Source organism: Blastocatellia bacterium, assembly GCA_035573895.1.
Classification (GTDB): domain Bacteria; phylum Acidobacteriota; class Blastocatellia; order HR10; family HR10; genus DATLZR01.
Map to the genome: position 1 here is coordinate 1 of DATLZR010000182.1, position 25961 is coordinate 25961.

A 25961-nucleotide genomic window follows, 5' to 3' on the forward strand; every position below is an offset into this window, starting at 1 on the left:
CGATCCGACTCGATATCTCCTACGAGTATACGCACCGGGGTGAGGGGGTCACAATTGATATCGGGCTCTTTGACCCCGTCGGGTTTCGCGGGTGGAGCGGAAGCAACAAGTCATCGTTCTTCATCTCGCGGGAAGCCGCGTCGCCGTCGTACCGGGCGGGTGAGCTGCCACCGGGACGCTGGAGGATCCTTTTGGGGGTCGCGCACGTTCGAGAGGGGTTGACTTCTCATTACACCGTGAGAATTCGCACGACGACAGGGCGGGTCGAAAGAACGGACGAGATGTCGGCGATTCCGGGTGTTGTCCTTAAGAAGGGACCGGGGTGGTATCGAGGCGATCTCCACGCTCACACCGGCCACAGCGATGGATTCTGTCGAAACGAAGGGAAGCAGCTCGTTCCCTGCCCAGTCTTTCGGGTGGCAGAGGCCGCTCGCGCTCGTGGACTCGATTTCCTCGCCATCACCGATCACAACACCACGAGCCACCATGCCGAATTAGCGAGCCTGCAGGGATATTTCACGACCTTGCTGCTCATTCGCGGGCAGGAACTGACGACGTACCGAGGCCACGCGAACCTCTACGGCACGAGCGAGTTCGTAGATTTCCGCCTGGGAATGGACGGACGAACGGTGAATGATCTCCTGGACGAAGCGCATCGGGCGGGTGGACTTATTTCCATCAACCATCCGAGCTTCCCAACGGGTGAGATGTGTCGGGGATGCGGCTGGCAGGATACGGCCACGACCGATTTCAGTCGTGTTGATATGGTCGAGGTCATCAACGGCACTCGCGTTGAAGGACCGCTGAGCGGAATCCCGTTCTGGCAGGACCGCTTGAACGAAGGCTATCGCATCACGGCCATCGGTGGTGGAGATGACCACCGCGCCGGAAGCGGCGAACAGCCGGAAAATGTCATGGGCGTCCCCACGACTGTCGTTTTCGCCCGCGAGCTTTCGGAAGCTGCCATCCTCGCTGGACTCAAGGCCGGCCACGCCTACATTCGCACACGAGGACCGGACGGGCCGCATGTCGAGCTGACGGCGGAAGACCAACAGGGTCGCCGGTTCCTCATGGGGGATGAAATGGTTGTCCGTCCCGATGAGACGATCACGCTTACGATTTGGGTGAAGGATGGAGGTGGACAAAAGATCGAGATTGTGAAAAATGGGCAGATGGATGGCGCAGCCGTGCCGGTGACATCCAGTGACTTTCGCACCACCGTTCGGATATTTGCCTCCGATCGCGCATGGTATCGAGTCACTCTCCGTGATGACCGAGGCATCACGGCAATCACTAATCCGATTTATATCCGACTTTCTAAGACGACGAGTGCACGAAGGGAAAGCGTCCTGCGAGACGCTGCGCAGACTTTCCGGCCTGCGACTGTATCCAGTCTTGAAAGCATGCGCCGGTTTTTGCACAACCACAGGACGCAAGCTTTCCCGTCCGACGTAGCACCGTGGAGGAAAAGACTGTTCTGCACTCTGGAGGATACCTATGGGAAGGTTAACATTGAGAGGTGGCGTCCGACTGGGTCTGCTGTGGACATTCATCCTCTCGATCCTGTGGCCGCCGGTGTTCGCATTCCCTGCGCCTCAGAGTGATCGGGCGAGTATTCTGAAGCGACTCGAAGCGGCGACGACTCTTCCGCTTGTCGAGTGGCGATTTACCGATAGCCATGTCGTTCACCCCGAAGCGCCCGGTTTTGATGATTCGGCCTGGAGGGTATTTCGCGTGGGGGAAGAATGGAACAGTGGTCCGGCATGGTTTCGTCGCACGGTTGAGATTCCCCAGACGGTCGGCGGCTACGATATCCGAGGGGCGCGCTTGCGATTGCGCATTCGCATTGCCGGGGAAAATCCGGTTCACCTGACGGTCTTTTTCAATGGAGTGAAGAGGGAGGAAGGGAATGATCTCGACCCGATCGTGTTGACCGACAGCGCGCAGCCCGGCGAGCGATTCGTCATCTGCGTGCGGGCGAATGTGCCGGGCGGCCGCACCTGGCTTTATGCCGGTCAGCTCGAGGTCGAAGCCTCCCCCTCGCGGCCGGATCCTCGAGTTTTAATGCAGGAACTTCAGGCTGCTGAACTCATTATCTCGACCTTGAAAGAAAACAAGTCCCTGTGGGAGAGCCATCTGACGGCTGCCATCCAGAGAATTGATCTGGCGGCCCTGGATCGTGGCGACCAGGCTGCTTTCGATGCCTCGCTTCGCCGCGCGCGCGAAGCCCTCACGTCGCTGCGCGATCTCTACCGGAACTTCTCCATTCGCGCCGTCGGCAACTCCCATATTGATCTCGCCTGGCTCTGGCCCTGGACGGAATCGGTGGAAGTCGTGAGGAATACCTTTACCACTGTGCTTCGCCTTATGGAGGAGTTCCCGGAGTTTCGTTTCACCCACGGAGCGGCCCAGACCTACGCCTGGATGGAAGAAAAATATCCCCGCCTGTTTGAGGAGATACGTCGCCGCGTGCGCGAAGGTCGGTGGGAACCGATCGGCGGCGTGTGGGTGGAGTCGGATATGAATCTTCCGCACGGCGAATCCCTCGTGCGCCAGCTCCTGTATGGAACTCGCTATTTTCGGGAGAAATTCGGCCTCCGGATTCGCGTCGGCTGGAATCCCGATGCCTTCGGCTACAACTGGCAGCTACCCCAAATTCTCAAGAAATCGGGAATGGACTACTTCGTCACGCAAAAAATCTTCTGGAATGAGGTGACGCGGTTTCCTTATCGTCTTTTCTGGTGGGAGGCACCGGACGGGAGTCGCGTCCTCACCTATTTCCCGAACCACTACGGCAATCCGATCGAGCCGGTGGCAATGGCCAAGGACCTGGCCGATTATGCGGCGGCGACCGGCCATCGTGAGTACATGCATCTTTACGGTGTGGGCGATCACGGAGGTGGTCCCACGCGCAGCATGTTGGAGATGGCTGAGCGATGGCGGAAACCCGACAGCATCTATCCGCGCCTCTTCTACGGTACGGTTCATGAATTTTTTGATCGCATCAAGGCCGAGCTGCCGCGACTCAATCCGCCCGTCTGGCGCGACGAGTTGTATCTGGAAACGCATCGGGGGACCTACACGAGCCAGGCCGAAACCAAGAAAAACAATCGCCGGAACGAATCTCTCCTGCTCACGGCGGAAAAATTCTCCTCCTTGGCCCTGCTTTACGGTCGTCCCTATCCTCAGTCCGACCTGGAGAGCGCCTGGAAGAAACTCCTGTTCAACCAGTTTCACGACATCCTGCCCGGCAGCAGCATCTCAGCCGTCTACCGCGATGCGGATCGCGATCATGCCGACATCCGGCGGATAGGCACGACAGTGATGAACCAGGCCCTGGAGGAATTGAGCGGTCGAATTGATACGCGCGGTCCGGGCGTGGCGGTCATCGTCTTCAACCCACTTTCATGGTCGCGCACCGATGTCGTAGAAGTGGCGGTCCCCATCGCTGGCGCCCCCGCCCGTATCACCATTCAAGGGCCCGATGGAAAGGCGATGATCGCGCAGGTCATCGAACGGCGGCCCGAGGTGAATCGCCTGAAGATTCGGTTCATCGCCGAGGATGTTCCCTCCCTCGGCTACAAAGTATTTCGGATATTACCCGGAGGCCCTGCCCGTCCACGAACAAGCACAATTTCGGTCAATGGAACGACGATGGAGAATGAATATCTCCGCGTCACTGTGGATCCCCGGACGGGTTGTATCACCAGTCTCTACGATAAGGTGAATGGGCGGGAAGCACTCGATCGCTCAGGGTGCGGCAACTTCCTTCAGGCATTTTACGACAAGCCCCAGGTTTACGACGCGTGGAACATTGACGCGAACTTTGAAGACCGCCGCTGGGACCTTCGCGACGCCGAGGAAGTCACCGTCGCGGAGACAGGTCCCGTTCGAGCTGTCATCAGGGTTGCGAAGAGGTTTCAGAATTCCCGATTCGTCCAGCACCTCATCCTGTACCCCAAGATCGCTCGACTCGATTGCGTGATGGAAGCCGATTGGCGTGAGAAACACATCTTACTCAAAGTCGCCTTCCCTGTGGCCGTGCGAAATCGAGTGGCGAGCTTTGAAATTCCCTTCGGAGCGATCAATCGTCCCACGACTAGGGAAACACCCGCTGAACGTGCGAAGTTTGAAGTACCCGCTCAGCACTGGGCCGATCTGTCAGACACGGGCTACGGCGTCAGTCTCCTCAACGATAGCAAGTACGGATACGATGTGAAAGACAACGTCATTCGGTTGACCTTACTGCGGTCGCCCGCCTATCCCGATCCCCACGCCGACGAAGGATTCCACCGCTTCACCTACTCGGTCTATCCTCATGCGGGGGATTGGAAACGGGGTCAAACGGTTCTACGGGGTTACGAACTGAACAATCCCCTGATCGCCTTTCCCGAGCCTGATCATCCCGGAACGTTGCCCCCCGTGTTCTCTTTCCTTCGGGTGGATCCGGCCACCGTTGTCATGACGGCGCTTAAGAAGGCCGAAGACGGTGATGCCTTGATCCTCCGTTTTTACGAGTACGCCGGTCAGAAGACCAATGTGACACTGCATTTGCCGCAAACCGTCAGGGCGGCCGAGGAGGTCAACCTAATGGAAGAAGCGTCAGGCACGGTGCAGGTGGCGGGCAACAACGTCACCGTGGCGACCGGTCCCTACGAGATCAAGACGGTGAAGTTGATCTTCCGATGAAATCGCACGCTCAGAGCGTCTGGGAAGAAATGTCTGCCCTTGCGCGAGGAATCCGGAGGAGTCGCGCGTCGGAATGCATGAGTCGAAGAGAGCGAGAGCCCGATCCGTCATTCGGACCAGAGGGATCCCGGGAGAGGATTGGCGTTGAATTTACCCCACTCAATGACGCTGAACTGACCATTCGCGGGATTCTGGAGGAGTGACCATGACACAAACAATGCAGGCGATTGTTTTCCAGGGGGAAGGTCGCTGGCAGTTGGACGATGTACCGATGCCGGAGATCGTTGCTGACGACGACGTTCTTCTGAAAGTTGATCGCGTAAGCATCTGCGGAACAGATGTGCATATTCTTTCTGTACCACCGGGCCATCCGGCCACGCCGGGAAGCATTCTTGGCCATGAGTACGTTGCGACGGTCGTTGAGGTGGGCCGAGCGGTGCGCCACGTCGCGCCCGGAGATCGCGTGGTCGTTGATCCCAATCTGACCTGTGGGTTCTGCGACTATTGCCGTCGAGGAATGACAAACTTCTGTGAGAACATGACATCGCTTGGGATCTTCAGACATGGCGGGCTGGCCGAATTCAACGTCGCTCCGGCTCGGGCCCTGCACAAGATAAGTCCGTCCGTTGCGCCGGAGCGAGCAAGTCTGGCCGAGCCGCTGTCCTGCGTTTTTCCAGCCTTCGAGAAAGCCCAGTTCATTCCGGGAGAATCGGTGGTGATTCTCGGAGGCGGACCGATTGGACTCATGTTCCTTATGTTGTTTAAGACGGCTGGAGCAGCAACTGTGATCGTCACCGAACCCGCCGATTTTCGACGCCGCAAGGCAATCGAGCTAGGTGCCGATGCAGTCATTGATCCAACCAAGGAGGATGTGGGTGAGGCCGTGCGATCTGTGACGCCCCTTGGAGCCGACGTCGTGGTGGATGCAGTGGGAACACTTTTGCCCGAAGCCGTTGGGCTTGCCCGGCGCGGGGGACGTGTCGTGCTCTTCGGCATGAACCAACAGGCGGAGCGCCCGATCAACCAGTACTGGCTCACCCGTTATGAGATCTCCATCACGGGATCTTACATCCAGCGCACGGCCTTCCCCTTCGTCGTTCGTCTCCTGGAAGCGGGATTATTGCCCGTGGAGAAGCTCATCTCACATCGGCTCCGGCTGAGTGAGTTCGGCCTGGGACTCGAAGCCCTGCGTCGAGGGGAGGCGCTCAAAGTCTCGATTACGCCCTGAGGCGCATCCCTGGTGAATGCGGTCCTTTGCGAGAAAGAGAGTTGCCATAATGAATCGGGAATCCCCGAGGGCGTCACAGGATACGATTCACCGGACCGTTTTTGCGTGCCTGGCAGCGCTAACTGCAGTGGTCCTTTTGATGGGAAGCGGCTGCAATCGGGTACCCAAAGACGCGAAGCTGCACATCGCCGTCGTGACAAAGGCCCTCGACAGCGAGTGGTGGATGTCGGTCAAAGACGGTGCAGAAGCTGCCGCCCGCGACCACCCTTTCGTCGAAATCTCCGTTCTGGCGCCAGAACGCGAAATCAACATTGATCAGCAGGTGGCCCTCATCGAAGACCAGATTTTGAAGAGGGTCTCGGCTCTCGTCGTGGCACCGGCGGGAGCCTCGGAGGTCATCCCCGTCCTCAACAAAGCTAAGGCAGCGGGAATCCCCGTCGTGCTCATGGACACGGAAGCTCCCTGGCCCGATCGCGTGAGCTTCGTCGGCCTCGATAATCGCCTGGGGGGACGACTCGTCGGCCAGTACATCGTGCAAGCGCTCAAGGGCAGGGGGAAAGTCGCTGTCATTCGGGGCATTCTGGGCATTTCAACCCATGAGGATCGGATTGCTGGATTCCGGGAGACGGTCGGTCAGGCTCCGGACATCGAACTGGTAGCCGTACAACCGGCAAACAGTGAACGGGCCCTGGGGATGACAGTCATGGAGAACCTCCTGACCGCTTATCCCGATCTGAAGGCCGCTTTCGCCACCAACGATCAGATGGCGCTCGGCGCGATGGAAGCACTTGCCGCCCGCGGCCTCCTGGGAAAAATTGTACTCGTGGGATTTGACGCTACGACTGAAGCCGTGCGCGCCGTCCGGGCTGGCCAGCTTCACGCGACGGTTGCCGGTCACGGCTTTGAAATGGGACGACAGGCAGTCATTGCTGCTGTGAAAGTTTTGCGCGGGGAACCGGTACCCAAGCGTATTGACATCCGCCCGACGCTGGTAACGCGAGATAACGCCGAGGAATTTCTGATGCGACAGGAAACAAGGTAGTGGTAACATCCCTGTCGGCAAAGGCACAGGCGGGAAGGCTGGAGCCACCGGGAAGCTTTGAAGGCGCGAGCGTCCGCCCGAAAACAGCCGAAAAATGAGAATCGCCAACGGATGAAAAGTCCTGTCGCGGCCTATTTTCGGAGGAGCCATCATGCGCATCGCACTTAACGGAGCAACAACCATGAGAGCCGATCTGGCGACGGACATCCAGGTGGCCCACGAGGCCGGATTCGATTTGATCGAAATCTGGGCCGGCAAACTCTGGGATTACCTCGCCAGCCACTCCTTAAGTGAGCTGAAGCAACTTTTCTCGGAGCACGGCGTCGCGGCCTATAGCATCAACTCGCTCGAAAACATTACCTTTCGCTCGGTGGACGACGAGGGTGATCTCCTTGACCGCTTCAGGCAGCTCTGTCGCATCGCTCACGAGCTGGAGTGTCCCTATATCGTCGCCGTCCCCAGCCCCCGTCCTTCCGACGTGACCGACGAGACGATCACCGAGGAGTCCGCTCGTGTTCTCGCTCGCCTCGACGAGTGCGCAGCTCCATACGGGGTGCAAGTTGCATTTGAGTTCCTTGGCTTCGCTGGCTGTAGCGTCCGAACGCTCGCCCACAGTTGGGAGATCGTTAAACGGGTGAATCGTCCCACAGTGGGCCTGGTCATTGACACCTTTCACTTTTATGTCGGTGGTTCCTCGCTCGCATCGCTCCAAATGCTCACCCCCGACCGGATCTTTATCGTTCACATCAATGATGCCGAGGACCGACCTCGTGCGGAACTTGAGGACCAGCATCGGCTCCTCCCGGGCCGAGGCATTCTCCCACTGAGAGAGATCATTGCAGGACTTCGTTCTATCGGCTACGATGGCGTGATTAGCGTGGAGATCTTTCGTCCCGAATATTGGGCCTGGGATCCCATCCGCCTGGCAACCGAGGCGCGTTTGGCTGCAGAGAGCATTCTCTTACCAGGGCAATAGCCGAACGGCTGCGGCTCTCAGTTCAGCGAGGGAAGCCGATTCCATTTGGCTCACGAACTTTCCGCTTCTCAGCATCGGGTAGATCAGCCAGGAGTTCGACGATGGCCGCATTGGTCCAGCCGAATCCGATTTCGTTGGAGCTGTAGCCGAGTTGGAGTCGAGCAGCCACGTCGGACCCGCGCCCCCTGAGAGGCGTCGCGATCCCTACCCACAATGGATAAACGTTGTGACGAGGGATAGAAACATCTCTCGCCTGTGACGAAGTCGCAATCACAGTAGAGACTGACGCGCCAACCCCACATCAACTTGCTCACTCGGCGGCCACGGACACGCGCGCAGTCCTTCCAGACCTGAGCCTCCTCGTTGCATCCCATCTCTTATAGGATGCTCCCGGCATCTTTGCCCTTTCACGCAGAGCAGCGAGTTCAAGCAAATGGGCTTATAGAGAAGGGTCCTCGCATCGAAGGGTCCGAAGCGACCCGAAGGGTCGAATCCTGATTCACTCGTCGAAGAACCGCATCGTCGAGCATAGAAGAGCCGGGTGCCGAGCTGTCACCCTCGGCCCCTCTCTGACTGTGAGAGGGGATTTTTCAGCTCTGTGTTATCGGATCGTCACAGTAGTAGATTGCCCGGGATCAGGAAACTTCACCCAGGCGGTCCTCGTCACCGGATCATAAGTCCAACCCTCGGACTCCTGCTGCAATTCTCCGTGAGATTTCCTCTGCGAGAGAGATCGGCCTGCGAGAGCAACGTGCGTCGGCTCTCGGTCCAATCCATGAAGTTCCAGCAGGTAGGATCGAGAGGGAGGGACGTATGTCCCCAGGCGCTCACCAATCTCTACGACGATTTCTTGCGCCGTATGCCGGGCACGGAAGGTGATGCGAGCATATTTCCCCTGACGATAGTCTTCGGTCAATCCATCGTCCTCGTAGATGGTCCCCGCCGACTCACTCGAAGGGAAGATGCGCAGCCGAAGGGGATTGATCGGAGCTTCGTCCACGTACTGGACGACCTGTTGCATGGGGATGATGGCACCTCCGCGAACAAACAATGGGATCCGATCAAGCGGAGCCTCGACGCGAATCTGACGTGGGCCGGTGAATTTCTCCCCCGTCCAGAAGTCGAACCATTCTCCCGCCGGGAGATAGACATCCACGGTTCGAGCGTTTTCCCTTAGCACCGGAGCGACGAGCAAATCGCGACCCATGAGAAATTCGGTATCCATCTGATAGGTTTGTCGGTCATCCGGGAATTCCAGAAACAAGGGACGCATGACCGGCAGCCCCGTTCGCGCAGCTTCTTCAAAAACTGTGTAGAGGTAAGGCAGCAGTTCATACCTCAACTCGATGGCTCGTCGGTTGATGGCTTCATATTCGGGACCGTAGGCCCAGGGTTCCCGGTCGGCAGTCCCCTTCTGTGAATGAGTGCGGCAGAAGGGGCTGAAGACGGCTGCCTGCAGGAATCGCGTGTAGAGTTCCGCCGTTGGACTCCCGACAAATCCTCCAATGTCGGGTCCGGCGAACGGTTGACCGGAGAGGCCGAGATTTAGAACCATGGGTATCCAGAGGGCGAGGTGGTCCCAACTGCTCGTGTTGTCGCCCGTCCAGGTCGCGGCATAGCGATGGCCGCCGGCATACGAAGCTCGCGTCAAAACGAACGGGCGCTCGCCAGGGCGCAATCGCTTTACTCCCTCGAATGTCGCCCGCGCCATGAGCATGCCGTAGACATTATGTGACCGGCGATGATCGGTCCGGTGACCGCGATCATCATGGATGGCATCGAGCGCCATCGTGCGATCCACTTGCCGATCCGTCTCCACAAAGACGGCCGGCTCATTCATATCGTTCCAGAAGCCCTTGACGCCGGTGTTGACCAGTTCCCTGTACAAATTTCCCCACCACTGGCGCGTCTGCTCTCGCGTGAAGTCGGGAAAGACACAGACGCCCGGCCATACGGCGCCGGTGTAATGTGTCCCGTCGGGCATCCTGATGAAATGATCACCCTTGAGTCCCTCTTCGTACACCCAATAGCCGGGCTCTCGCTTGATGCCGGGATCGAGGATGGTGACGACCTTCATGCCCACGCGGGCAAGGTCCGCAATCATCCCGGCGAAATTGGGGAACTTCTGCCGGTCAATCGTAAAGCAGCGGAACCCATCCATGTAATCAATGTCAAGGTAGATCACATCGCAGGGGATCTTACGCCGACGAAATGTGGCGACGATGTCCCGCACGCGACTCTCCAGCTCGTAGCTCCAGCGCGACTGCTGGTAGCCGAGGGCCCATTTCGGAGGCAACGGCATGCGACCGATGAGTTCCGTGTATCGTTCAATCACCTTCTTTGGGTGAGGCCCATAGAAAAAATAATAGTTCAGTTCACCAGCCTCGGCTCCGAAGGAGTACTGATCCCGCCGTGTGTTTCCTAGGTCGAACGAGGAGCGGTAGGTGTTATCGAAGAAAATCCCGTAGCTCCTTCCCTGACGAAGAGCCAGGAGAAAAGGAATGGATTGGTAGAGCGGATCGGTCCCTCGCTGGTAACCGTAGGCATCCGTATTCCAGTTGACATACGAGCGACCTCGGTGCTCGAGAGGTCCAGCCCGTTCTCCCAGACCGTAATAGTACTCGTCAGGAGGCATCGTTTTCCAGACGCGGATTTCCTTTCCGCTCCAGCTCATTCCCTTCCCCGGCGCATCTTCGTTGATGATGGTGCCGCGAGAATCACGAAAAGTCACCGAACAGGGCATCTTTCCGATGTCAATGATAAGCTCGGACGTTGTCATTTGAATGCTCGCGCGACTCTCTGTTATTTCAATGGGAACGGGCGGCCAATCGGTCTTCACGACCGCCCAACTCTCATCGGGGCCGAAAGCTCGGCCCGGCTGCATGCGCACCCGGACGAGATCCGGGGCAAGAACGGTCACCTGCAATTGGGCGTTTCGACAGTCGAGCGTAACGCCGGATTCATCCCGCCGAACCGATTGGGCACTCCCAATAGTTTGCCACTGACTGACGACCGGGATCGCACCGGCAAAAAAGAAGACAGCAGTGAGGATAAGAGAGCTGAGAGGTCGCCAAATCTTGTCGCCAGGTTTTTGCCGTCTTATCTCAGCAAGTCTCATGTTAACCAGGCTCCTTTCGACCGGGATTCTTGACAATCGAGTGATCCACAAACCCGCCTGCTTGTGGGAAGAGAATAGATCGCCATCGAGCGACATACCTTCGACGAGGCATCATGCCCAGCAGTCATCGGGGGATTCCCCTCTCCGAAAGTCAGGGTCATGCCTGCCGGTATCATCGGCCCTGTCCACGTGGTCGTTTGGCCGGTCACCCTCTCGGCGAATGCCCCATTTCACCTGCTCCTCTGGCAACATCGCTCTTGCCAGGGAGTCCACGGTCCTCGAGAACTTTTCAGTGAGCCAATGGTCGCCTCAGATGTTGACCCGGCAGCTATCAAAGGCCCCGATGTCCGATGCCACAAAGTTGTTGCTGATGCCATCTGCAGGAACGCGCCGAAGAGGAATCCCTTGATTTCGATAATCGGACCGCGGAGCGCACCAGCGAATTGATTCCACAATGTGTCAGGGATGAACTTCCCCGCGATGGGATCACGGATCGTCTGTGCAAACGGGTCTCGGGCTTGCGTAAGATCGTTCCGGCGGAACAGAAAGGGACTGCCGTGTCGCTCGATCGTTCCCGACGCTGTCTCAGCCGTGACGACGCTGGCAATGGTCATACCGAACTCGGCGTTGTGATCTTGGGTGGTAACCTTCGCCTCTTCCCTCCACTTCCCTGAGTGGTCTCCAATGAGCTGTCCCCATTTTATTTACTCGCGCAGGGGGAGTCAACAGAAGACTGAGCTGACCGCTCCATTTTCTCAAGGCAGTATAAGGGGTCGCCACCGAAGCGGCTAGACAGGTGACAGCAGGTCGTATATCATCCTCTCTGTCATCAAGGCGCGCGAGCCAATGTTCGAGGATGACAAAGTCTTAGGTCATTGAAGCACCTGCCTCGCGGGTGCAAGCTACGAGATGAGGACGGCTATGTCTCAACCAGTGACCGAGCTTATCACCGACGTGGATCATCTGGTGACGGAGGATGACACACCGGTGGACAACCTGCCCTCGGAAAAGCAGCAGCGCCTTTTGATCGAGCCGCTGTATAGCTCGTGGTCAGGGCCCGGTCCCGGCCGGAAGTTTCTGGCCGCCGCCAACGTGGGAGTTTTCTATTCGGTCCGCCAACCCGCTATTGTGCCCGATATGTTCCTCAGCCTGGACGTGGAAGTCGCGCCCGACTGGTGGAAGAAGCAGCATCGCTCTTACTTTGCCTGGGAATTCGGGAAGATGCCGGAGCTTGTCCTTGAGATTGTCTCCAACACTGAAGGTGGTGAAGACGGAGAGAAAAAGCAGAGCTATGCCCGAATGGGGATCGTTTACTATGTCATCTACGATCCCCTCCGCCAGATCATGCCGGAGACGCTCACGGTTTATCGGTTGCAGGAATTTAGCTACGAGAAGCAATCCGAAGCCCGATTCCCCGCCATCAAGCTGGGCCTTACCGAATGGGAAGGAGAGTTCGAGGGGAAACACGACCGCTGGCTCCGCTGGACCGATGAACACGGCCAAATTATTCCTACGGGCAAAGAGCGGGCAGAAATCGAACGCCAACGCGCCGAGGCCGAACGCCAACGCGCCGAAGCTGAACGCCAACGCGCCGAAGCCGAGCACCATCGGGCTGAACAAGAACGTAAGGAAAAAGAGATGCTGCTTCAGCAACTCGAGGAGGAACGGCAACGGGCGGCTCGCCTGGCCGAGCGCCTCAGACAGCTCGGCTATGACCCTGACCAACAGCTTGACGCTTGAGCTGCTAAATGACTCCTACACTGCGAAGGCATTAAATCCTTCGTCACCGACGATGGAGAAGCACTGGTGTCGGTCATCTTGCCGATTTCCTGCGTGAATCCGAGGTGTTCAAAAGGATAGAGATCAAGAGAGTGACTGCTGATTAACAGCTCATCAGCGAAGGTGATCCTTCCTCCTCTCGGGTTTGACCTGCAGGCTTCTCCGAACCTATCGCGATGATCTGCCGGAGCTTTTCATACACAAGGGCAACGGCTTGCCGAAGAACCACCCCACATCAAGCTCGACCGCTCTGAGTGCCCGACCGAGGAGTGACATTTGACTGGAACGAAAACATAGCTTCCTTTTTCGGGCCCGAAAGAGCCCACGTTCGCCTTCACAGCGGATTAATGACCAAGTGCTGCCCCCGGAGACGAGCACGGGAATGGCGTCCGCCGTGAGGAGGTCCGATTCTCCAGGCGGATCAATCACCACACCCTCCCCATAACATTCGTCGAGATGAGCCTCTTTCATCACCCTCGGTGCACCTGGGAATCGTTTGATAACCACGGGAGGGCGGCAACCGGGATTGTGGGCGAGCTGAATTTGCCGGTTCATTCGTTCATGGCCGAAAGTGGGGAGCTGGCGCGCGGTGGATTTCATTCTCCACCCTGAGGAACTGCACCGAGCATGGCTTCCAACAAAGCGGCACGCAAAGTTTTCAAGCCAGTCACCGTGTCGGCAAGCAGATGAACTCGCAACACGTTCCGCCCTCGCTCGGCCATGACCTGGCAATCTCCTCGCGCCTGGGCCTGAGCCACAATGCCGAAGGTGTAACTGTGCTCGGGAACCGGCAGGTCAACGGCATGATGAGCTGTGATATACAAAAATACACCGCCGGGAGGACCGCCCTTGTAAAGCTGACCCGTCGAGTGCAAAAAGCGCGGCCCAAATCCTACCATCGTTGCCACGCGAGTGCGATCACGGATGACTCGACGCATCTCGGTCAACTCTTGCTCGTGTGACTCGTTCATCTCCAGGAACGCGAGGAGCGCCACATAGGCAGGCGGACGCCTCTGACTCAAGAAGGCACGGAGACATCCGACAAGGGAAGGTGCACCCCCCGCCTCAGATCGAAGAAGGCTTGCTATTGATTCGTCCGCGAAGACCTGCAGTCCCCGCTCCTCGCACAGGGGACGCTCTGCCGGAAGTTCTCCCGCCCGTCCATATTCTTCCATCAGATGGCGCGTTTGGCGCTTGCTCGCTTCGACATCGGGTTGATCAAATGGGTTAATCTCTAAGAGCGACCCAGCAACCGCGGTCGCCATCTCCCAGCGAAAGAACTCCTGTCCCAGATCGCGCGGATCGCCAACCGACAGCCGCACGACCGGATGGCCTGCGCATGTGAGCGCGTCAAGAGCGGCATCCCGAACCGGATCGGTCGCAGGCTCGATCCGAACAGAGACGAAGACGCGATCATCCCCGTAGTCATCAGGCACACCGAGCGGTTCGCCCACAATGGGGATAATCCCTTTGCCGTTCTTACCGGTTGACTCCGCCAGTAATTGCTCCAGCCATGCTCCAAGAGATTGAATTGGGGACGATGTCACGATGGTGACTTTATCGCGCCCCCGTGTAGCCAGCACGCCCAGGATCGTCCCGAGCACCACACCGGGATTTTCCTCCACCGACATTGCGGGAGCGCACGCATCCACCATCTCCTGAGCGCGTCGAAGAAAGTCGTCAACGTCCAACCCCACGAGCGCCGCTGGCACCAGGCCAAAGGGCGAGAGGGCTGAATAGCGTCCACCGATACTCGGAGAACCTAAGAAAATGTGGCGAAATCGGCGCTCCTCGGCCAGTCGGTGGAGTGGCGTCCCTGGATCGGTGACAGCTACGAAGCGGCTTCCGACCTCGTCACGACTCATCCGCGTGGCCTTGGCTACTCGTTCCGTGAAGTAATGCAAAAGAAGATTGGACTCCAGCGTCGTTCCCGATTTGCTCGATACGATGACGAGCGTGCGGGCAAGGTCGAGCCGCTCTTCTACAGCTTTGATCTGAGCGGGAATGATCGAGTCGAGGAGATGGAACTCCAAAGGGCCTGCGACCGGGGCCAGAGTTTTTGCCATCACATCGGCGGCCAGGCTCGATCCCCCCATGCCAAGGAGGAGGATTTGACGAAATCCCGCCGATCTCACCTCCTGCTGAAATACCCGATACTGCTCGGTCTTCGACCGTGAGTCCGAGATCACATGCAACCAGCCAAGCCAGTCTCCTTCACCATTGCCGGTCCACAGCGAGGCATCACGCTCCCACAACCGTCGGACCTTGTCGTGTACTCGCCAGTCGTGTAGGGATGCCTGCACGGCACGAGTAATATCATCGGGAAGTGTGTAGGTCATCCGCTCCATCGTCCTCGGCTGTCCTCGCGCTCTCCTCGCCAGAGTGAATGTATTGTCCCTTCGTCAACTGATCAAGAGAAGGAGAACAATCACCCCGGTGTCTCGTCGGGGGATTGTCCAGTCCGGAGAAATCGAGCCTCAATTGCTTTCACCTTATCGAGCCGACGAACGTGTCGTTGCTCACCGGAAAACTGTGCCTTCAAGAAGGCGGCCACCAGCTCTCGCGCCAGCGCCTGACCGATCACCCGCGCGCCGAGCACCAGGACGTTAACATCATCATGTTCGACTCCCTGATGGGCCGAGTACGTGTCGTGGCACAAACCCGCCCGAATTCCGGGAATCTTATTGGCCGCCACCGATGCTCCCACGCCACTGCCGCAAATGAGAATCCCCCGATCCGCTCGTCCCTGGCGAAGCGCCATCCCTACAGCCAATGCAAAATCGGGATAGTCAGCCGGTTCCGCGCTATCCGTTCCTACATCTATCACCTCATGTCCCAGCTCGCGGAGATAGGCGATGATCTCCGTTTTCATCTCAAAGCCGGCGTGATCAGCTCCGATGACAATGCGCATCATCCCTCCTTGCACCAAAATTTCGTCAGACAACCATGACGAACATCGGAAGCCCGTCGCACCCGTTCCTGAACTCGCCCCGCTGACGCCTTCTTGTTCAGAAGAGGTCCCATCGGATCACCCCTCCGTCTCTCCGATGTGAATGCCATCGTCCGGGTCGGTTCCCGTCAGATAGATGATCTGATCCGTGATCTCAGTGAACGATACGTCATGGGAGATGAGGAAAAGTTGATCGTACCAGGGACGATCGAGTTCGCCCTGGCCGACGCGGAGATTGCGAAACGCTTGCGCGAGATTCGCGCGCCGAATCTCATCCAGGTGTGATGTCGGTTCATCGAAAAATCCGATCTTTGATCCCGTCGTCTGAAGCAGCGCGAGGCGCAAAGCCACAACGGCATTGACCATCTCGCCACCGGACAATTCCTCGTCATACCGCACGCGCTCGCGACCTTCGTGGAAATCCACGAGTTCGATTCGATAATCCGGGCCCCACCGAAGTTCTTCGTCGCTGCCGGAAATCGCTCGATAAATCCGGTCGGCAATTCGACTGACTTCCTCACGGAATCGCTCGGAGAGATGCTCCGACACCTTCTTGAAGACGTGCTCTCGGAGATCCTGGATAAATCGGAGCGTGCGCTCATAGCGCTCGATTTCCGTCTCCAGTTCGCGAATCGCCTGACGGATTCCCTCCATGCGCTCCTTCTCAGCTCCGAGCCGATCGGTCTGGGCCGCGAGGTTTTGAACTTCCACCCGTAGACGCGCCCGCTGTTCGGTTAAATCCTTCTGAAGCTTGAGGGCTCGGCGATACGCGCCCTCATCATAGCCGGATCGTAGGGCAGTTGCTCTCGCTTCCAGTTCCGCGATTTGTCGGTTCAGTGAGGTGATCTTTCGTTCAGCCTCCCTCACTTCCCTCTCCGCTTGTTCGAGCTGCCCTGCCGCCTTGATGTTTCGCTCGTATTCCGCATATCCCGACTGATGTGCCCTGAGAATCGCCTCTTGCTCTTTGATCCGCTCGGAGAGATCATCGAAGCGGCGCAGCTCTCGAGCGAGCGCATCTCGCTCGATGATCTTTTTGTCGAGAGCCTCACGGTCTCGATCTAAGCGGGCGCGCCCGGCAGCGATCTCGTTGTTTTCGCCCTCAAGCTGCTCGATCCTCTCCTGGATCCGCTTTTGCTCGCCACTTCGAGCGGCATAGCGCTCGCGCACCTGCCGGACGGTCTCATCGAGCTTGTCACGGTGAACTTCCACAATCCCCCGAACCCGATTCAGAAGATTTTCAAGCTGGCGGCTGAACCTTTCAACGGCTTCCCTGAGCTGGCGAAGATCGTTCGGATCCTCGACCTCGAACGCTTCGGTCTCATCAACAAGCCGACAAAACTCATCTCGAAACGACGGAGCCGACTCAACCCATCGGCGAACGTTTTCGAGCAACGCCCCCGACAGATACGGCTGGAGTTTCTGATCCAGATCTTTGCTCAGCCGCTCCTTCCGCTGCTGAGCGTGGACAAGCTGTTTTTCCACCTCCTTGAGCCGAGCGATTTCCTCTCGCGCCGCCTGAGCCTCCCGCAGTCTGGCGTTCATAACGTCAACCTCTCTTGAAAGGACGTCAAGCTCGGAGGTGATGTCGGCGATGCGCTCGCTGAAGAAGGCAGCGGGCGATTCGGCCCTTTGTGCAAGGTTCAAGCATCTTTCCTCAAAAAAAGGGCATTGACCACGAGCCAGCTTCTGATTCCCCTCCTCCAGGTGCATGCGACGGGCCTTCCGGTCGGCGCATTCCCGCTCCAGCTCTTTTACTCTTTTCTCCAGCGCCTCCGCTTCGCCCACAAGAGCTTCAAGTGTTGGCCGACAGCTCAGCCGGCGCCGGAGGTCCCCTATTTCTATCTCCACGGACTCCAGATCGCTGATGTATCCTATGGCCGCGTCTCGAACGGAGGATGGTGCCGGCAGCTCATCTCCCCTGGCCAGGAAACTGGTGCATGCATCCAGCTCGATCCTGATCCTCTGGCCCTCTGCCTCGAGTGCCTCTAGTTCTTTTGTAAGGGAGTCGTGTTGTTGCCTCAGGCTCTGCCGCTCCTCTGAAACTTTTCGCTCGCGCTCGCTCAGGCTCTTTTCCTCCGTCTTTATCCTGCTTCGTTCGGCGCCGATCTGTTTGTCGAGGGCCTGGACCTTCTCCCGCAGCGCTCCGGCTTCGCGCTCCTGCTCGCGGAGCTGCCTGAGACGCTCTTCCGCCCGGCGATAGGTGGCGTAGCTTTCGGCCGACGCGTCGCAAACCCGTTTCGCTTTGAGAGCGTCATCCAGGCGTCGTCTGGCCGCTTGGTGCACCTCTTCAAGGCGCGCCCTTTGCTCGCGTTCTTTGCCGAGTTGCAGATCGAGTTTGCTCAATTCCTCTTTCGCCCGGTCCAGGGCCTCTACTTCCTCCGAGATCCGCTGGAGTTCCTCCTCAACCGTCCTTAGCTCCTTCCGTTTTTGTGACAGCTCGGCCTGAGTCCTCGTCAGGTCGGCCACAATCTGATCATAATCGGCGATCTGAGCACGTTTTTCTTCCACGAGCTTGCGCTTCTGAGTAATGACATTTTTTGCTTCCCGTTCCAATCCGGCACTTCGCCAGTAGGCTTCCCGCCAAGCACTAATCCCCAGAATGCGATCGAACTCATCGGTCCGCGGCTGCCCTCGTTTGAGAAAGGGGGTGAGAAACTCATTCTGGAGCGGGCCGATGACAGTCAGAAACCGGTCAGCCAGATCACATGTGTCGGTCGTCACGTTCAGGATCCTTTTGAGGACCTGTTGCAATTCCTGATCATTTTTAACGGCAATGACCTCTTCCGTACCGTCAGGCTTCTTCTCAGCCAGTTGTCGTCGGGCGTTCGTTCCGGCCCGTCGTTCCACCACATAACAACGGCCATCATCGGCCCGAAAATGGACGCGCACCAGCCCCTGACGCGCCCCCTTGCGGACAAAACGCTCAGCTTTACCGATAAATCGGTTGGCCTCCACACCAAAAAGGGCGAAGCCGATGGCTTCGAACACCGTGCTCTTGCCCGCACCGTTTGGTCCCGAGAGCACATTGATCCCAGGGGCGAAGGTGAAGGTTCGCTCCCTGTAAGGCTTGATGTTTTTCAACTCGACCTTCTCGATGAGCATAGCGCCGTGGTCACGTGAGAGCCGTCATACTTGATATTTCTGGCTCATCTCGCTCATGCAAAGCGCGATGAAGCAGGTCGAGAAGTTCGGACAGATCGGGGGCCTCCTCCCGTTTCTCCTCGAGTAATTGCCTCTTGAGGTCCAGGGCAAGTTTGGCGTATCGTCTCGAATCCGACTGATACGCCGACTGAGCAGCGAACAAACTCTCCACGACGTCGCGCTCCAGGTCTGAGAGGCTTCGTTGTTCGCGCTCGAGCAGACCCGCGACGCTCCGACTGAGAAAGGACAGGGCATTCTCGACTTCCACATGGAGAGGAGCGAGAACAGCTCTCACAGCCTCAATCACGCGTGAACGAGAAAGTTCCGCCGGTCGAAACTCCACGCGGCCCGTCAATTTCACCCGCACAACGGGCTGCCGCGGATCCTGTTGCTCGCGGTCGAGTGACTGCAGGTGCTCACGAATGCGACGTTCTGCATCCTCGACATTCTGACAGCCTGTCAGGGAAATCGTCTCATTGATCATCGGTCGCGGCGATGTGGGAATCAGTTCCACCTCCGGCGATTTTCCATGACGCCAGACCACACGGTTGAATCCCTTCGGGCCATACCTCTCTTCGCCGAAATTGACGCACTCGGGCGAGCCGGGATTATAGGCGAAGGGAGTGGCTGCCGGAATGACATACGGTTTGTGCCCGTGTCCCAGAGCGACGTAGCGAAACACCTCCCCCAAGGGGAGAGCTTCTTCGAGCGACATATTTCCGATGTCCGTTCCACAGTACTGTCGTACCCCGACATGAAAGAGCAACACATTTTCGTCGGTCCCCGCTCGACGAACGGCTTCCACGATGCGCGGAACGTGAGGGCCGGGAGAAGAGCCGATATACCCGACCCCGTAAAAGTGAATTCCCTGGACCTCACGATGTCCGCCCGAACGTTTCTCGTCATCCCAGGGTGGAAAGAAATAATTCCCCTCGTCATCGCGCGTCGGGCGAAGAAGACAGATCAATCCCATCGCCGACAGGGCTTCCATCCAGGAGATATTCTCCCGGCGATGAATCCAGTCATGGTTCCCTTCGACGGCGATAACTGGAATTCCCGCTCGTTTGAGTGGTTCTAACACCTCGACGGTTCGGGCGAATGTTCGCGGCATCACCTGAGCGTGATGGAAGAGATCGCCAGCGATCACCAGAGCAGCGATCTCCTCCCGGACAGCTCGCTGAACGATCTCAGCGAAGACACGGAAGAAATCCTCCGAACGTTCATCAGCTCCTGGCGAATCAGCGTATGTCTTGCCCAGATGGAGGTCCGAGCAGTGATAGAAAACCACGTCCTTCATACGATTCCCGCAAGTCGCTCATGAGGAGCGGTTGTTGTTTCAGGTTTCCATTAGAATCTCCGCCAGCAGCCGAGGGGCGATATTGCCTCCGCTGAGGAGGGCGACCACATTGCCGCGCGCTTCGATCTTTCCCGTCAGGAGGGCGGCGACACCCACAGCCCCCGACGGCTCGACCACGAGATGATCCTTTTCCGCCAACCAGCCCACAGCCGCACGGACGGCGTCATCGTCCACCAGAACGATGTCATCTACATACCGCTGAATATGGGCAAACATCAGCTCTCCCGGTCGAGTTGCCGTCAGCCCGTCGCAGATTGTCCTCGTCTCGGGGATCGTCACGATCTGGCCGGCCCGAAAGGAAAGATAGGCGGCATTGGAACCCTCAGGTTGCACGCCGATGACCGTCACATCTGGGTTCAACTCCTTGACGGCAGTGGCCACGCCGGCGATCAATCCACCCGTGCTGATGGGCACAAGCACCATATCCGTCGTAGACAATTGCTCGATAATTTCAAGGCCCGCTGTCCCATGTCCGATCGGTACGTTGTCATCTTCCAACGTGTTGATGATGGTTAGACCTCGCTCCAGCTCCAGACGACGCAAGGCTTCGAAGCGAGCCTCGAATCGGTTCTCGCACCAGACGATTTCTGCTCCGTAATGAGCCGTCTTTTCGGCCTTCAGCGGCGATGTCTTTCGCATCATGACAACAGTCGTCGGAATACCGAGCAGACGACCCATATAGGCGAAGGCCGAAGCGAAATTTCCCGATGAAGAAAGAGCTGCTCCCCGTCGCTTCTCGTCCGCGTTCAGGCGGGAGAGCAAAGTGAAAGCCGCCCGCGCCTTGTAACTTCCAGTCACCTGCAGGTTCTCGCACTTGAGCCAGACCCTGGCTCCCACGCGCTCCGTCAACGAATCGCTTGGGAGAAGCGGCGTTCGCCGAATAACGTCGGGGAATTCTTCCCGCGCCTTCCGAATCTCATCAAGTGTAATCATTGTCCCTCCCGAACAACAGCTCCGAAACACACGAAATGATGCGAAAGTTTCCGCCCACGGATGAAAAGCTTTCACCGTACGCCCGTCTGCGCACTTTTCATTTGCAGGCGATCCTCATTTTTTACGTTGCCCCTCCGCCTGATGAGCGACTCCTGCGAGAGTCCCACAGAGAAGCAATTCGCACCGAGACCCTTTCCTTCACGCCTCCTCGATCACTTTGGGGACCCGGAAATACCCGTTACAGGGATCAGGAGCATTTTGCAGGGCCGCTGACTGGCCGAGGCCCTGCTGAACAATATCCTCGCGCAGCGCGTAATCGGCCTTCTCATCAGCACCGGCATGAGCCATTGGAGGGACATCGGTCGTATCCAGTTCGTTCAGTTTCTCGACATAGGCGACGATGGCGGCCAGTTGCGCTGTGAACATCTCTTTTTCCTCTTCGGTCAGTTCGAGATTGGCCAGCGATGCAATCTTTTCCACATCAGCCTTCGTAATTGGCATAAGCGACGTCCTCCAGGTTTCTATCGCAGCCCTTCGACCCGCCGACTGTTGCGAGATCAAAGGGCCACCCTCTGTTCGCTCGCCCTTCTATTACTACCTGCGGGCTGCTTCTCAAGCCGGTGGGCGCAGACGCGAAAGCCAGCTCTGCTCTTTTTCAAGCGCACGGCAGTAGCATTTACTGCATGCTTGACTCCCTGTACACCCCCAACAATCACGATTCGCACAGGGTGCAATCATAGCGAAATTGAGGCGGATTTCACCAGCCACGTGTTGCACGAAGTGCCAGGTTACGCGCACAGAGGTGATGGCTGAGAAATGAGAGGACTCGACGTCCCCATCCCGGAGATCCGGCTAAGGGGCGAAGAAGACGGGCAATAAGGAATCGAGAACCGAATGCCGCCCGATACGAGGCTTCGTAGGCGGAGACGACATCAGCGGGATCGCCTCGACTCATAGCCCCATGTATGAGGCGAGCGGCCAGCTCACCGCTTTGCAGAGCCAACCAAATTCCCTGGCCGAGAAACGGATCCATCTCCCCACGCGCATCTCCGATGCGGAGGACGGCTGTTGTTTCGGACGCGAGGCCAAAATCAAGGGGACCGACGCCGAGCACCTTTCCCTCGATGCGGGCACGCCGCAGTTTCTCGCGGGCGATGGGATGCTCTCCCACCGTCGCCGCCATGAGGCGCTGGGGATCCCCGTGCGTGCGCCGAGCAACATCCCAGGTCGTTATGGCGCAGAGGTTGAATAGACCCTTTTCGATAGGGATCACACCTCCATATCCGGTCGAGTAAAAGTAAAGCTCGACGCGCCCGTCAATCTCCATGACATCCGAAAGATGAACCCGATAGGCGATCCATGATGAATGACGACGGCCCCCGAAAAATCGCCGTCGTGAACGCACGTTCGCCTGTTGCTTCGAGAACAGTTGTCTCGCTCGCCCGCTCGCATCAATGACGATCTCGCCCTGAAAACACATCTCCCTCTCCGATCCGGCGATGGTGCCAATGACCCCGCGTGTCCGATGTCCCACTTCCACCAGGCGATGAACATGGAATCGCTCAAGAACGTCGGCACCACACGCCTGAGCTTTCTGCCAGAGCAGGTGATCGAATACTCGACGGCTGAGGCCCAGGCCATATCCGGGCGTCCCTCGAAACTCAGAAAAAGAGGCGGCGACGCTCTCTCCCGAGGCCGCGATGAGTGCTCCCTCGGTGACAATATGGGCACCGGCCGCACGAAGTGTTGAGAGAAGACCGAGCCGATCCAGCAAGGGGATCGCCTCCGGGGCGATGAATTCGCCACAGAGTTTCTCGCGGGGGAACCGGTGCCGTTCCAGTATGACAACCCGATAACCGTAACGTGCCAGGTGAATTCCCGCCGAGGTGCCTGCCGGACCTCCTCCTACGATGATCACATCGTACTTCATTTCGTCCCAACGATAACCAACCGATAGGGGAAGTGCCGATAGAGGACGAGATTGTCCAGACCGGATGCTTGCTTAAGTCGCTCAACATCTTCCTCGGTGAATCCTCGCAGGAAGGAGACCGGCCCGTCATGACGCACAAGCCGACTGCGGAAGAGAAGCCGCGACAGCACCCAGAATCCGTAATACGCCACGGGATGACGATGAAGATCGTGAATGATGAAGGCCACTCGAACAATCTTCCGAAGGCGACGCAGGAACAGGACCGCCTGCTCCCAGGTGAGGTGATGGAGGAATTCGCTCACGATGGCGAAATCAAACGAATCGTCGGGGAAAGGCAACGCCAGGGCGTCCGCCCGCACCAGCGAGATCTCGGGGTTTTCGGCAAGTTTAGTCCGGGCAATCTTTATCATCATTTGTCCCCGATCCAGGGCAACGAGATGCACGGCGAGGCCTTTCCTCCGGGCGTGATCTACGAGGGCCTGGGGAATGTCTGCCGCTCCGGTGGCGACATCGAGAACCCAAGCCTCCATCAACCGATGGCGATGGATGAGAGTGAAAAGGTGACGCCGAACAGTTGCTGTCACACCGAAGTAGTGATTGATCCGCCGGAGGTCGTCCAGAGCCGCCCGGACATCGGCTTCGGGGAGATCGGGATCATCCATTAGTTCCGCTGTCGTCGCTCGTCGAGAAAAATCAGGGACGAACCATCTCATCGCAAGGTTCTCTAAGACTCTCGATTAAGGTCGGTACAAAGTCAGTCCCCCTCATACCGACGCACAACCAGGGCGGCGTTCTTCGAACCGAAGCTGATGCAGTTGCAGAGAGCGGTTCGGATGTCTGCCGGTCGGCTGTGATGGGGAACGTAATCGAGATCGCACTCGGGATCGGGTTCGTCGAGATTGATCGTCGGCGGGACGAAGCCCTCCCGCATACCCAGAAGCGTCGCCGCGATACCAGCTGCCCCGCAGGCCCCTTGCGCGTGACCGATCATGGATTTGGTCGCGCTCAAAGGGATGCGATAGGCGTGAGGACCAAAGGCCAGCTTCACCGCTCGCGTCTCGATTCGGTCATTGAGAACGGTCGAGGTGCCATGCAAATTGACGTAATCAACCTCCCACGGCTGGATACCGGCATCATCCATTGCCAGCCGCATGGCGCGGGCTGGCTCTTCCCCGCTTTCGTCGAGGCGAACACGATGATAAGCATCGCAGGTCGCGCCATACCCGAGGATTTCGGCATAGATTCTCGCACCCCGTCGCCTGGCGTGTTCCAGCTCTTCGGCGACGAACATCCACGCTCCCTCGCCCAGTACGAATCCATCACGATCCCGACTGAACGGTCTTGATGCTCGCTCCGGTGCGTGATTCCAGGAGGCTGTCATCGCGCGCATGTTGCAAAACGCCCACATGATGCCGTGAGAGATAGGAGCATCAACGCCCCCGGTGATAATAACATCGGCGCGACCCAACTGAATAAGCTGGAAAGCATACCCGATGGCATCAGTCGAGCTGGCGCAACCGGTGGAAATGACATAACTCATCCCCCGCAACTGATAGCGCATGGAAATCTCCGATGACAGTGTCCCGAGCGTGGTGCTGGCGATGGTGTAGACACTCGCCTTCTTCGGTTCCCCCGCATAGTAATAGCTGTATTGACGCTCGGCGAATTCGAGTCCGCCACCACCGCTTCCGACAACCACCCCGATCCGCCGTCGCTCCTCAAGCGAGAGATCATTCACCGCCAGCCGAGCATCTTCGAGGGCCTCATCCGTAGCCCAGAGCGCCATCGGTACGACACGGGGGAGATGCTGACGTTCCTTCGGTGGAACAACCTCATACACATCCAGACCGACCACTTCAGCCGCAATTTGCACGGGCAGATCCGAAGGATCAAATCGTGTAATGCGGCGAACGCCACTCCGACCGGCTTTGAGAGCAGCGGCGTAGTTCTCCCGGCCAATGCCGTTGGGGCTCAAGCAGCCCATACCTGTGATGACGACACGTCGAGGAATGATCGGCTGACGCTTCATCGGGATTCCCTCCGCTATGACGTTGTCCTGGCTACGGCCTCACCGTGGATCGTCAGATTACCACCCTTCGGGCTGGGATTCAAGCCAGTTCCTCCACAACACGAGTTGGGAGATCCCCAAATTTCTCCACCGCCACCTGAGCTGCCGAAGACCCTGCGGTGCGGGCAAGAGAACCCAACAAGCGCCAGACGAATGGTGGATACTCCCCATGTCTCCAACGCCGTTCGCACTCAGGGGCGATTCTTTATCGGCGTTTCAATCGGGAGGTCATCGCGCGCTCCCCACTCCTGCCAGGATCCATAATACGCGCGCGCCCGCGTGAAGCCGATCAGACGCAATGTGAAAAGCGCATGAGCCGCCCGGCCACCGCTATGGCAATAAGTGATGACCTCCTTGTCCGGAGTAATTCCTAACGAGGCGTAGAGCTTTTTCAGCTCCTCGGCCGGTTTGAAAACCTTCACGTCCTCCCCGGCAAGATTCAATCTCCAGTCAACGTTGACGGCTTCGGGGATATGTCCTCCGCGCTTTCCCAGCACCCGCTCGCCCCGATATTCCTCGGGCGAACGGGCATCCAGCACAACGACGTTGGGCTTTCTCAAGTTCTCCACAACGGCGGCCGCCGAACACACCGTCGGTTGAACGCGGCGGACCTTGAAGTCACCTTGAGGAAAGGAAGCCGGCTCGGTCGTCACCGGCCGACCCTCTTTGATCCATTTTTGCCACCCCCCGTTGAGTAAACTGGTCCGCTCATGTCCGTAGTGATCGAGCACCAACCAGAGTCGAGCAGCG

General features: G+C 58.1%; 18 protein-coding genes. 6 read left to right on the top strand and 12 right to left on the bottom strand.

What is annotated here, in order from left to right; genetic code table 11:
- From VNM72_15890 to VNM72_15910, 5 genes are all read left to right on the top strand, one after another.
- A partial coding sequence (locus VNM72_15890; GenBank protein ID HXF06874.1) for a CehA/McbA family metallohydrolase occupies positions 1–1604 on the top strand: 1604 nt, incomplete at its 5' end.
- A complete protein-coding gene (locus VNM72_15895) occupies positions 1498–4689 on the top strand; it encodes an alpha-mannosidase (GenBank protein HXF06875.1) in 3192 nt (1063 codons plus the stop codon). The genes VNM72_15890 and VNM72_15895, both read left to right, overlap by 107 nt.
- Positions 4690–4894: 205 nt before the next feature.
- The gene (locus VNM72_15900; protein ID HXF06876.1) at positions 4895–5917 is read left to right on the top strand and encodes an alcohol dehydrogenase catalytic domain-containing protein; all 1023 of its coding nucleotides are present in this window, start codon (positions 4895–4897) and stop codon (positions 5915–5917) included.
- Positions 5918–5966: 49 nt separating this feature from the next.
- Positions 5967–6959 (top strand): sugar ABC transporter substrate-binding protein, encoded by a 993-nt coding sequence (locus VNM72_15905; protein HXF06877.1) that lies wholly within the window; start codon positions 5967–5969, stop codon positions 6957–6959.
- 151 nt (positions 6960–7110) lie between these two features.
- Entirely contained in the window at positions 7111–7935 is an 825-nt protein-coding gene (locus VNM72_15910) for a sugar phosphate isomerase/epimerase (GenBank protein ID HXF06878.1), read from the top strand.
- A 22-nt stretch (positions 7936–7957) separates the two neighbouring features.
- Here VNM72_15910 and VNM72_15915 read toward each other — a convergent pair whose 3' ends face one another.
- Both VNM72_15915 and VNM72_15920 read right to left on the bottom strand, forming a co-directional pair.
- Positions 7958–8104, bottom strand: coding sequence for a hypothetical protein (locus VNM72_15915; protein HXF06879.1), 147 nt, complete (start codon positions 8102–8104; stop codon positions 7958–7960).
- Between the two features lie 432 nt (positions 8105–8536).
- On the bottom strand, positions 8537–11053 hold the full coding sequence (locus VNM72_15920) for a glycoside hydrolase family 31 protein (GenBank protein ID HXF06880.1): 2517 nt from the start codon (positions 11051–11053) through the stop codon (positions 8537–8539).
- 921 nt (positions 11054–11974) lie between these two features.
- Here VNM72_15920 and VNM72_15925 point away from each other — a divergent pair.
- Positions 11975–12793, top strand: a complete 819-nt coding sequence (locus VNM72_15925; protein HXF06881.1) for a Uma2 family endonuclease — start codon at positions 11975–11977, stop codon at positions 12791–12793.
- Between the two features lie 635 nt (positions 12794–13428).
- Here VNM72_15925 and VNM72_15930 read toward each other — a convergent pair.
- The 10 genes from VNM72_15930 to VNM72_15975 form a co-directional block, all read right to left on the bottom strand.
- Positions 13429–15213: a bifunctional transaldolase/phosoglucose isomerase gene (locus VNM72_15930; protein HXF06882.1), complete on the bottom strand. Its 1785-nt coding sequence runs from the start codon at positions 15211–15213 to the stop codon at positions 13429–13431.
- Positions 15214–15260: 47 nt separating this feature from the next.
- Positions 15261–15743, bottom strand: a complete 483-nt coding sequence (gene rpiB / locus VNM72_15935; GenBank protein ID HXF06883.1) for a ribose 5-phosphate isomerase B — start codon at positions 15741–15743, stop codon at positions 15261–15263.
- 117 nt (positions 15744–15860) lie between these two features.
- Complete coding sequence (locus VNM72_15940; GenBank protein ID HXF06884.1) at positions 15861–18884, bottom strand: SMC family ATPase; 3024 nt, start codon at positions 18882–18884, stop codon at positions 15861–15863.
- A gap of 10 nt (positions 18885–18894) precedes the next feature.
- Positions 18895–20220 carry an exonuclease SbcCD subunit D gene (locus VNM72_15945; GenBank protein ID HXF06885.1) on the bottom strand — a complete coding sequence of 442 codons (1326 nt, stop codon included), beginning with the start codon at positions 20218–20220 and terminating at the stop codon, positions 18895–18897.
- 39 nt (positions 20221–20259) lie between these two features.
- Entirely contained in the window at positions 20260–21213 is a 954-nt protein-coding gene (locus VNM72_15950; protein ID HXF06886.1) for a threonine/serine dehydratase, read from the bottom strand.
- A gap of 198 nt (positions 21214–21411) precedes the next feature.
- On the bottom strand, positions 21412–21714 hold the full coding sequence (gene gatC, locus VNM72_15955; protein HXF06887.1) for an Asp-tRNA(Asn)/Glu-tRNA(Gln) amidotransferase subunit GatC: 303 nt from the start codon (positions 21712–21714) through the stop codon (positions 21412–21414).
- Positions 21715–21970: 256 nt separating this feature from the next.
- Complete coding sequence (locus VNM72_15960) at positions 21971–23143, bottom strand: NAD(P)/FAD-dependent oxidoreductase (GenBank protein HXF06888.1); 1173 nt, start codon at positions 23141–23143, stop codon at positions 21971–21973.
- Complete coding sequence (locus VNM72_15965; protein HXF06889.1) at positions 23140–23856, bottom strand: methyltransferase domain-containing protein; 717 nt, start codon at positions 23854–23856, stop codon at positions 23140–23142. Before VNM72_15965 ends, VNM72_15960 begins: the two co-directional genes overlap by 4 nt.
- Positions 23857–23897: 41 nt before the next feature.
- Positions 23898–25172, bottom strand: a complete 1275-nt coding sequence (locus VNM72_15970; GenBank protein HXF06890.1) for a beta-ketoacyl-[acyl-carrier-protein] synthase family protein — start codon at positions 25170–25172, stop codon at positions 23898–23900.
- A gap of 230 nt (positions 25173–25402) precedes the next feature.
- A partial coding sequence (locus VNM72_15975; protein ID HXF06891.1) for a rhodanese-like domain-containing protein occupies positions 25403–25961 on the bottom strand: 559 nt, incomplete at its 5' end.

Coding starts and splice junctions, on each gene's coding strand:
- VNM72_15895 (HXF06875.1), top strand. CDS start 1,498: ATGGGAAGGTTAACATTGAGAGGTGGCGTCCGACTGGGTCTGCTGTGG.
- VNM72_15900 (HXF06876.1), top strand. CDS start 4,895: ATGACACAAACAATGCAGGCGATTGTTTTCCAGGGGGAAGGTCGCTGG.
- VNM72_15905 (HXF06877.1), top strand. CDS start 5,967: ATGAATCGGGAATCCCCGAGGGCGTCACAGGATACGATTCACCGGACC.
- VNM72_15910 (HXF06878.1), top strand. CDS start 7,111: ATGCGCATCGCACTTAACGGAGCAACAACCATGAGAGCCGATCTGGCG.
- VNM72_15920 (HXF06880.1), bottom strand. CDS start 11,053: ATGAGACTTGCTGAGATAAGACGGCAAAAACCTGGCGACAAGATTTGG.
- VNM72_15925 (HXF06881.1), top strand. CDS start 11,975: ATGTCTCAACCAGTGACCGAGCTTATCACCGACGTGGATCATCTGGTG.
- rpiB (HXF06883.1), bottom strand. CDS start 15,743: ATGCGCATTGTCATCGGAGCTGATCACGCCGGCTTTGAGATGAAAACG.
- VNM72_15940 (HXF06884.1), bottom strand. CDS start 18,884: ATGCTCATCGAGAAGGTCGAGTTGAAAAACATCAAGCCTTACAGGGAG.
- VNM72_15945 (HXF06885.1), bottom strand. CDS start 20,220: ATGAAGGACGTGGTTTTCTATCACTGCTCGGACCTCCATCTGGGCAAG.
- VNM72_15950 (HXF06886.1), bottom strand. CDS start 21,213: ATGATTACACTTGATGAGATTCGGAAGGCGCGGGAAGAATTCCCCGAC.
- gatC (HXF06887.1), bottom strand. CDS start 21,714: ATGCCAATTACGAAGGCTGATGTGGAAAAGATTGCATCGCTGGCCAAT.
- VNM72_15960 (HXF06888.1), bottom strand. CDS start 23,143: ATGAAGTACGATGTGATCATCGTAGGAGGAGGTCCGGCAGGCACCTCG.
- VNM72_15965 (HXF06889.1), bottom strand. CDS start 23,856: ATGAGATGGTTCGTCCCTGATTTTTCTCGACGAGCGACGACAGCGGAA.
- VNM72_15970 (HXF06890.1), bottom strand. CDS start 25,172: ATGAAGCGTCAGCCGATCATTCCTCGACGTGTCGTCATCACAGGTATG.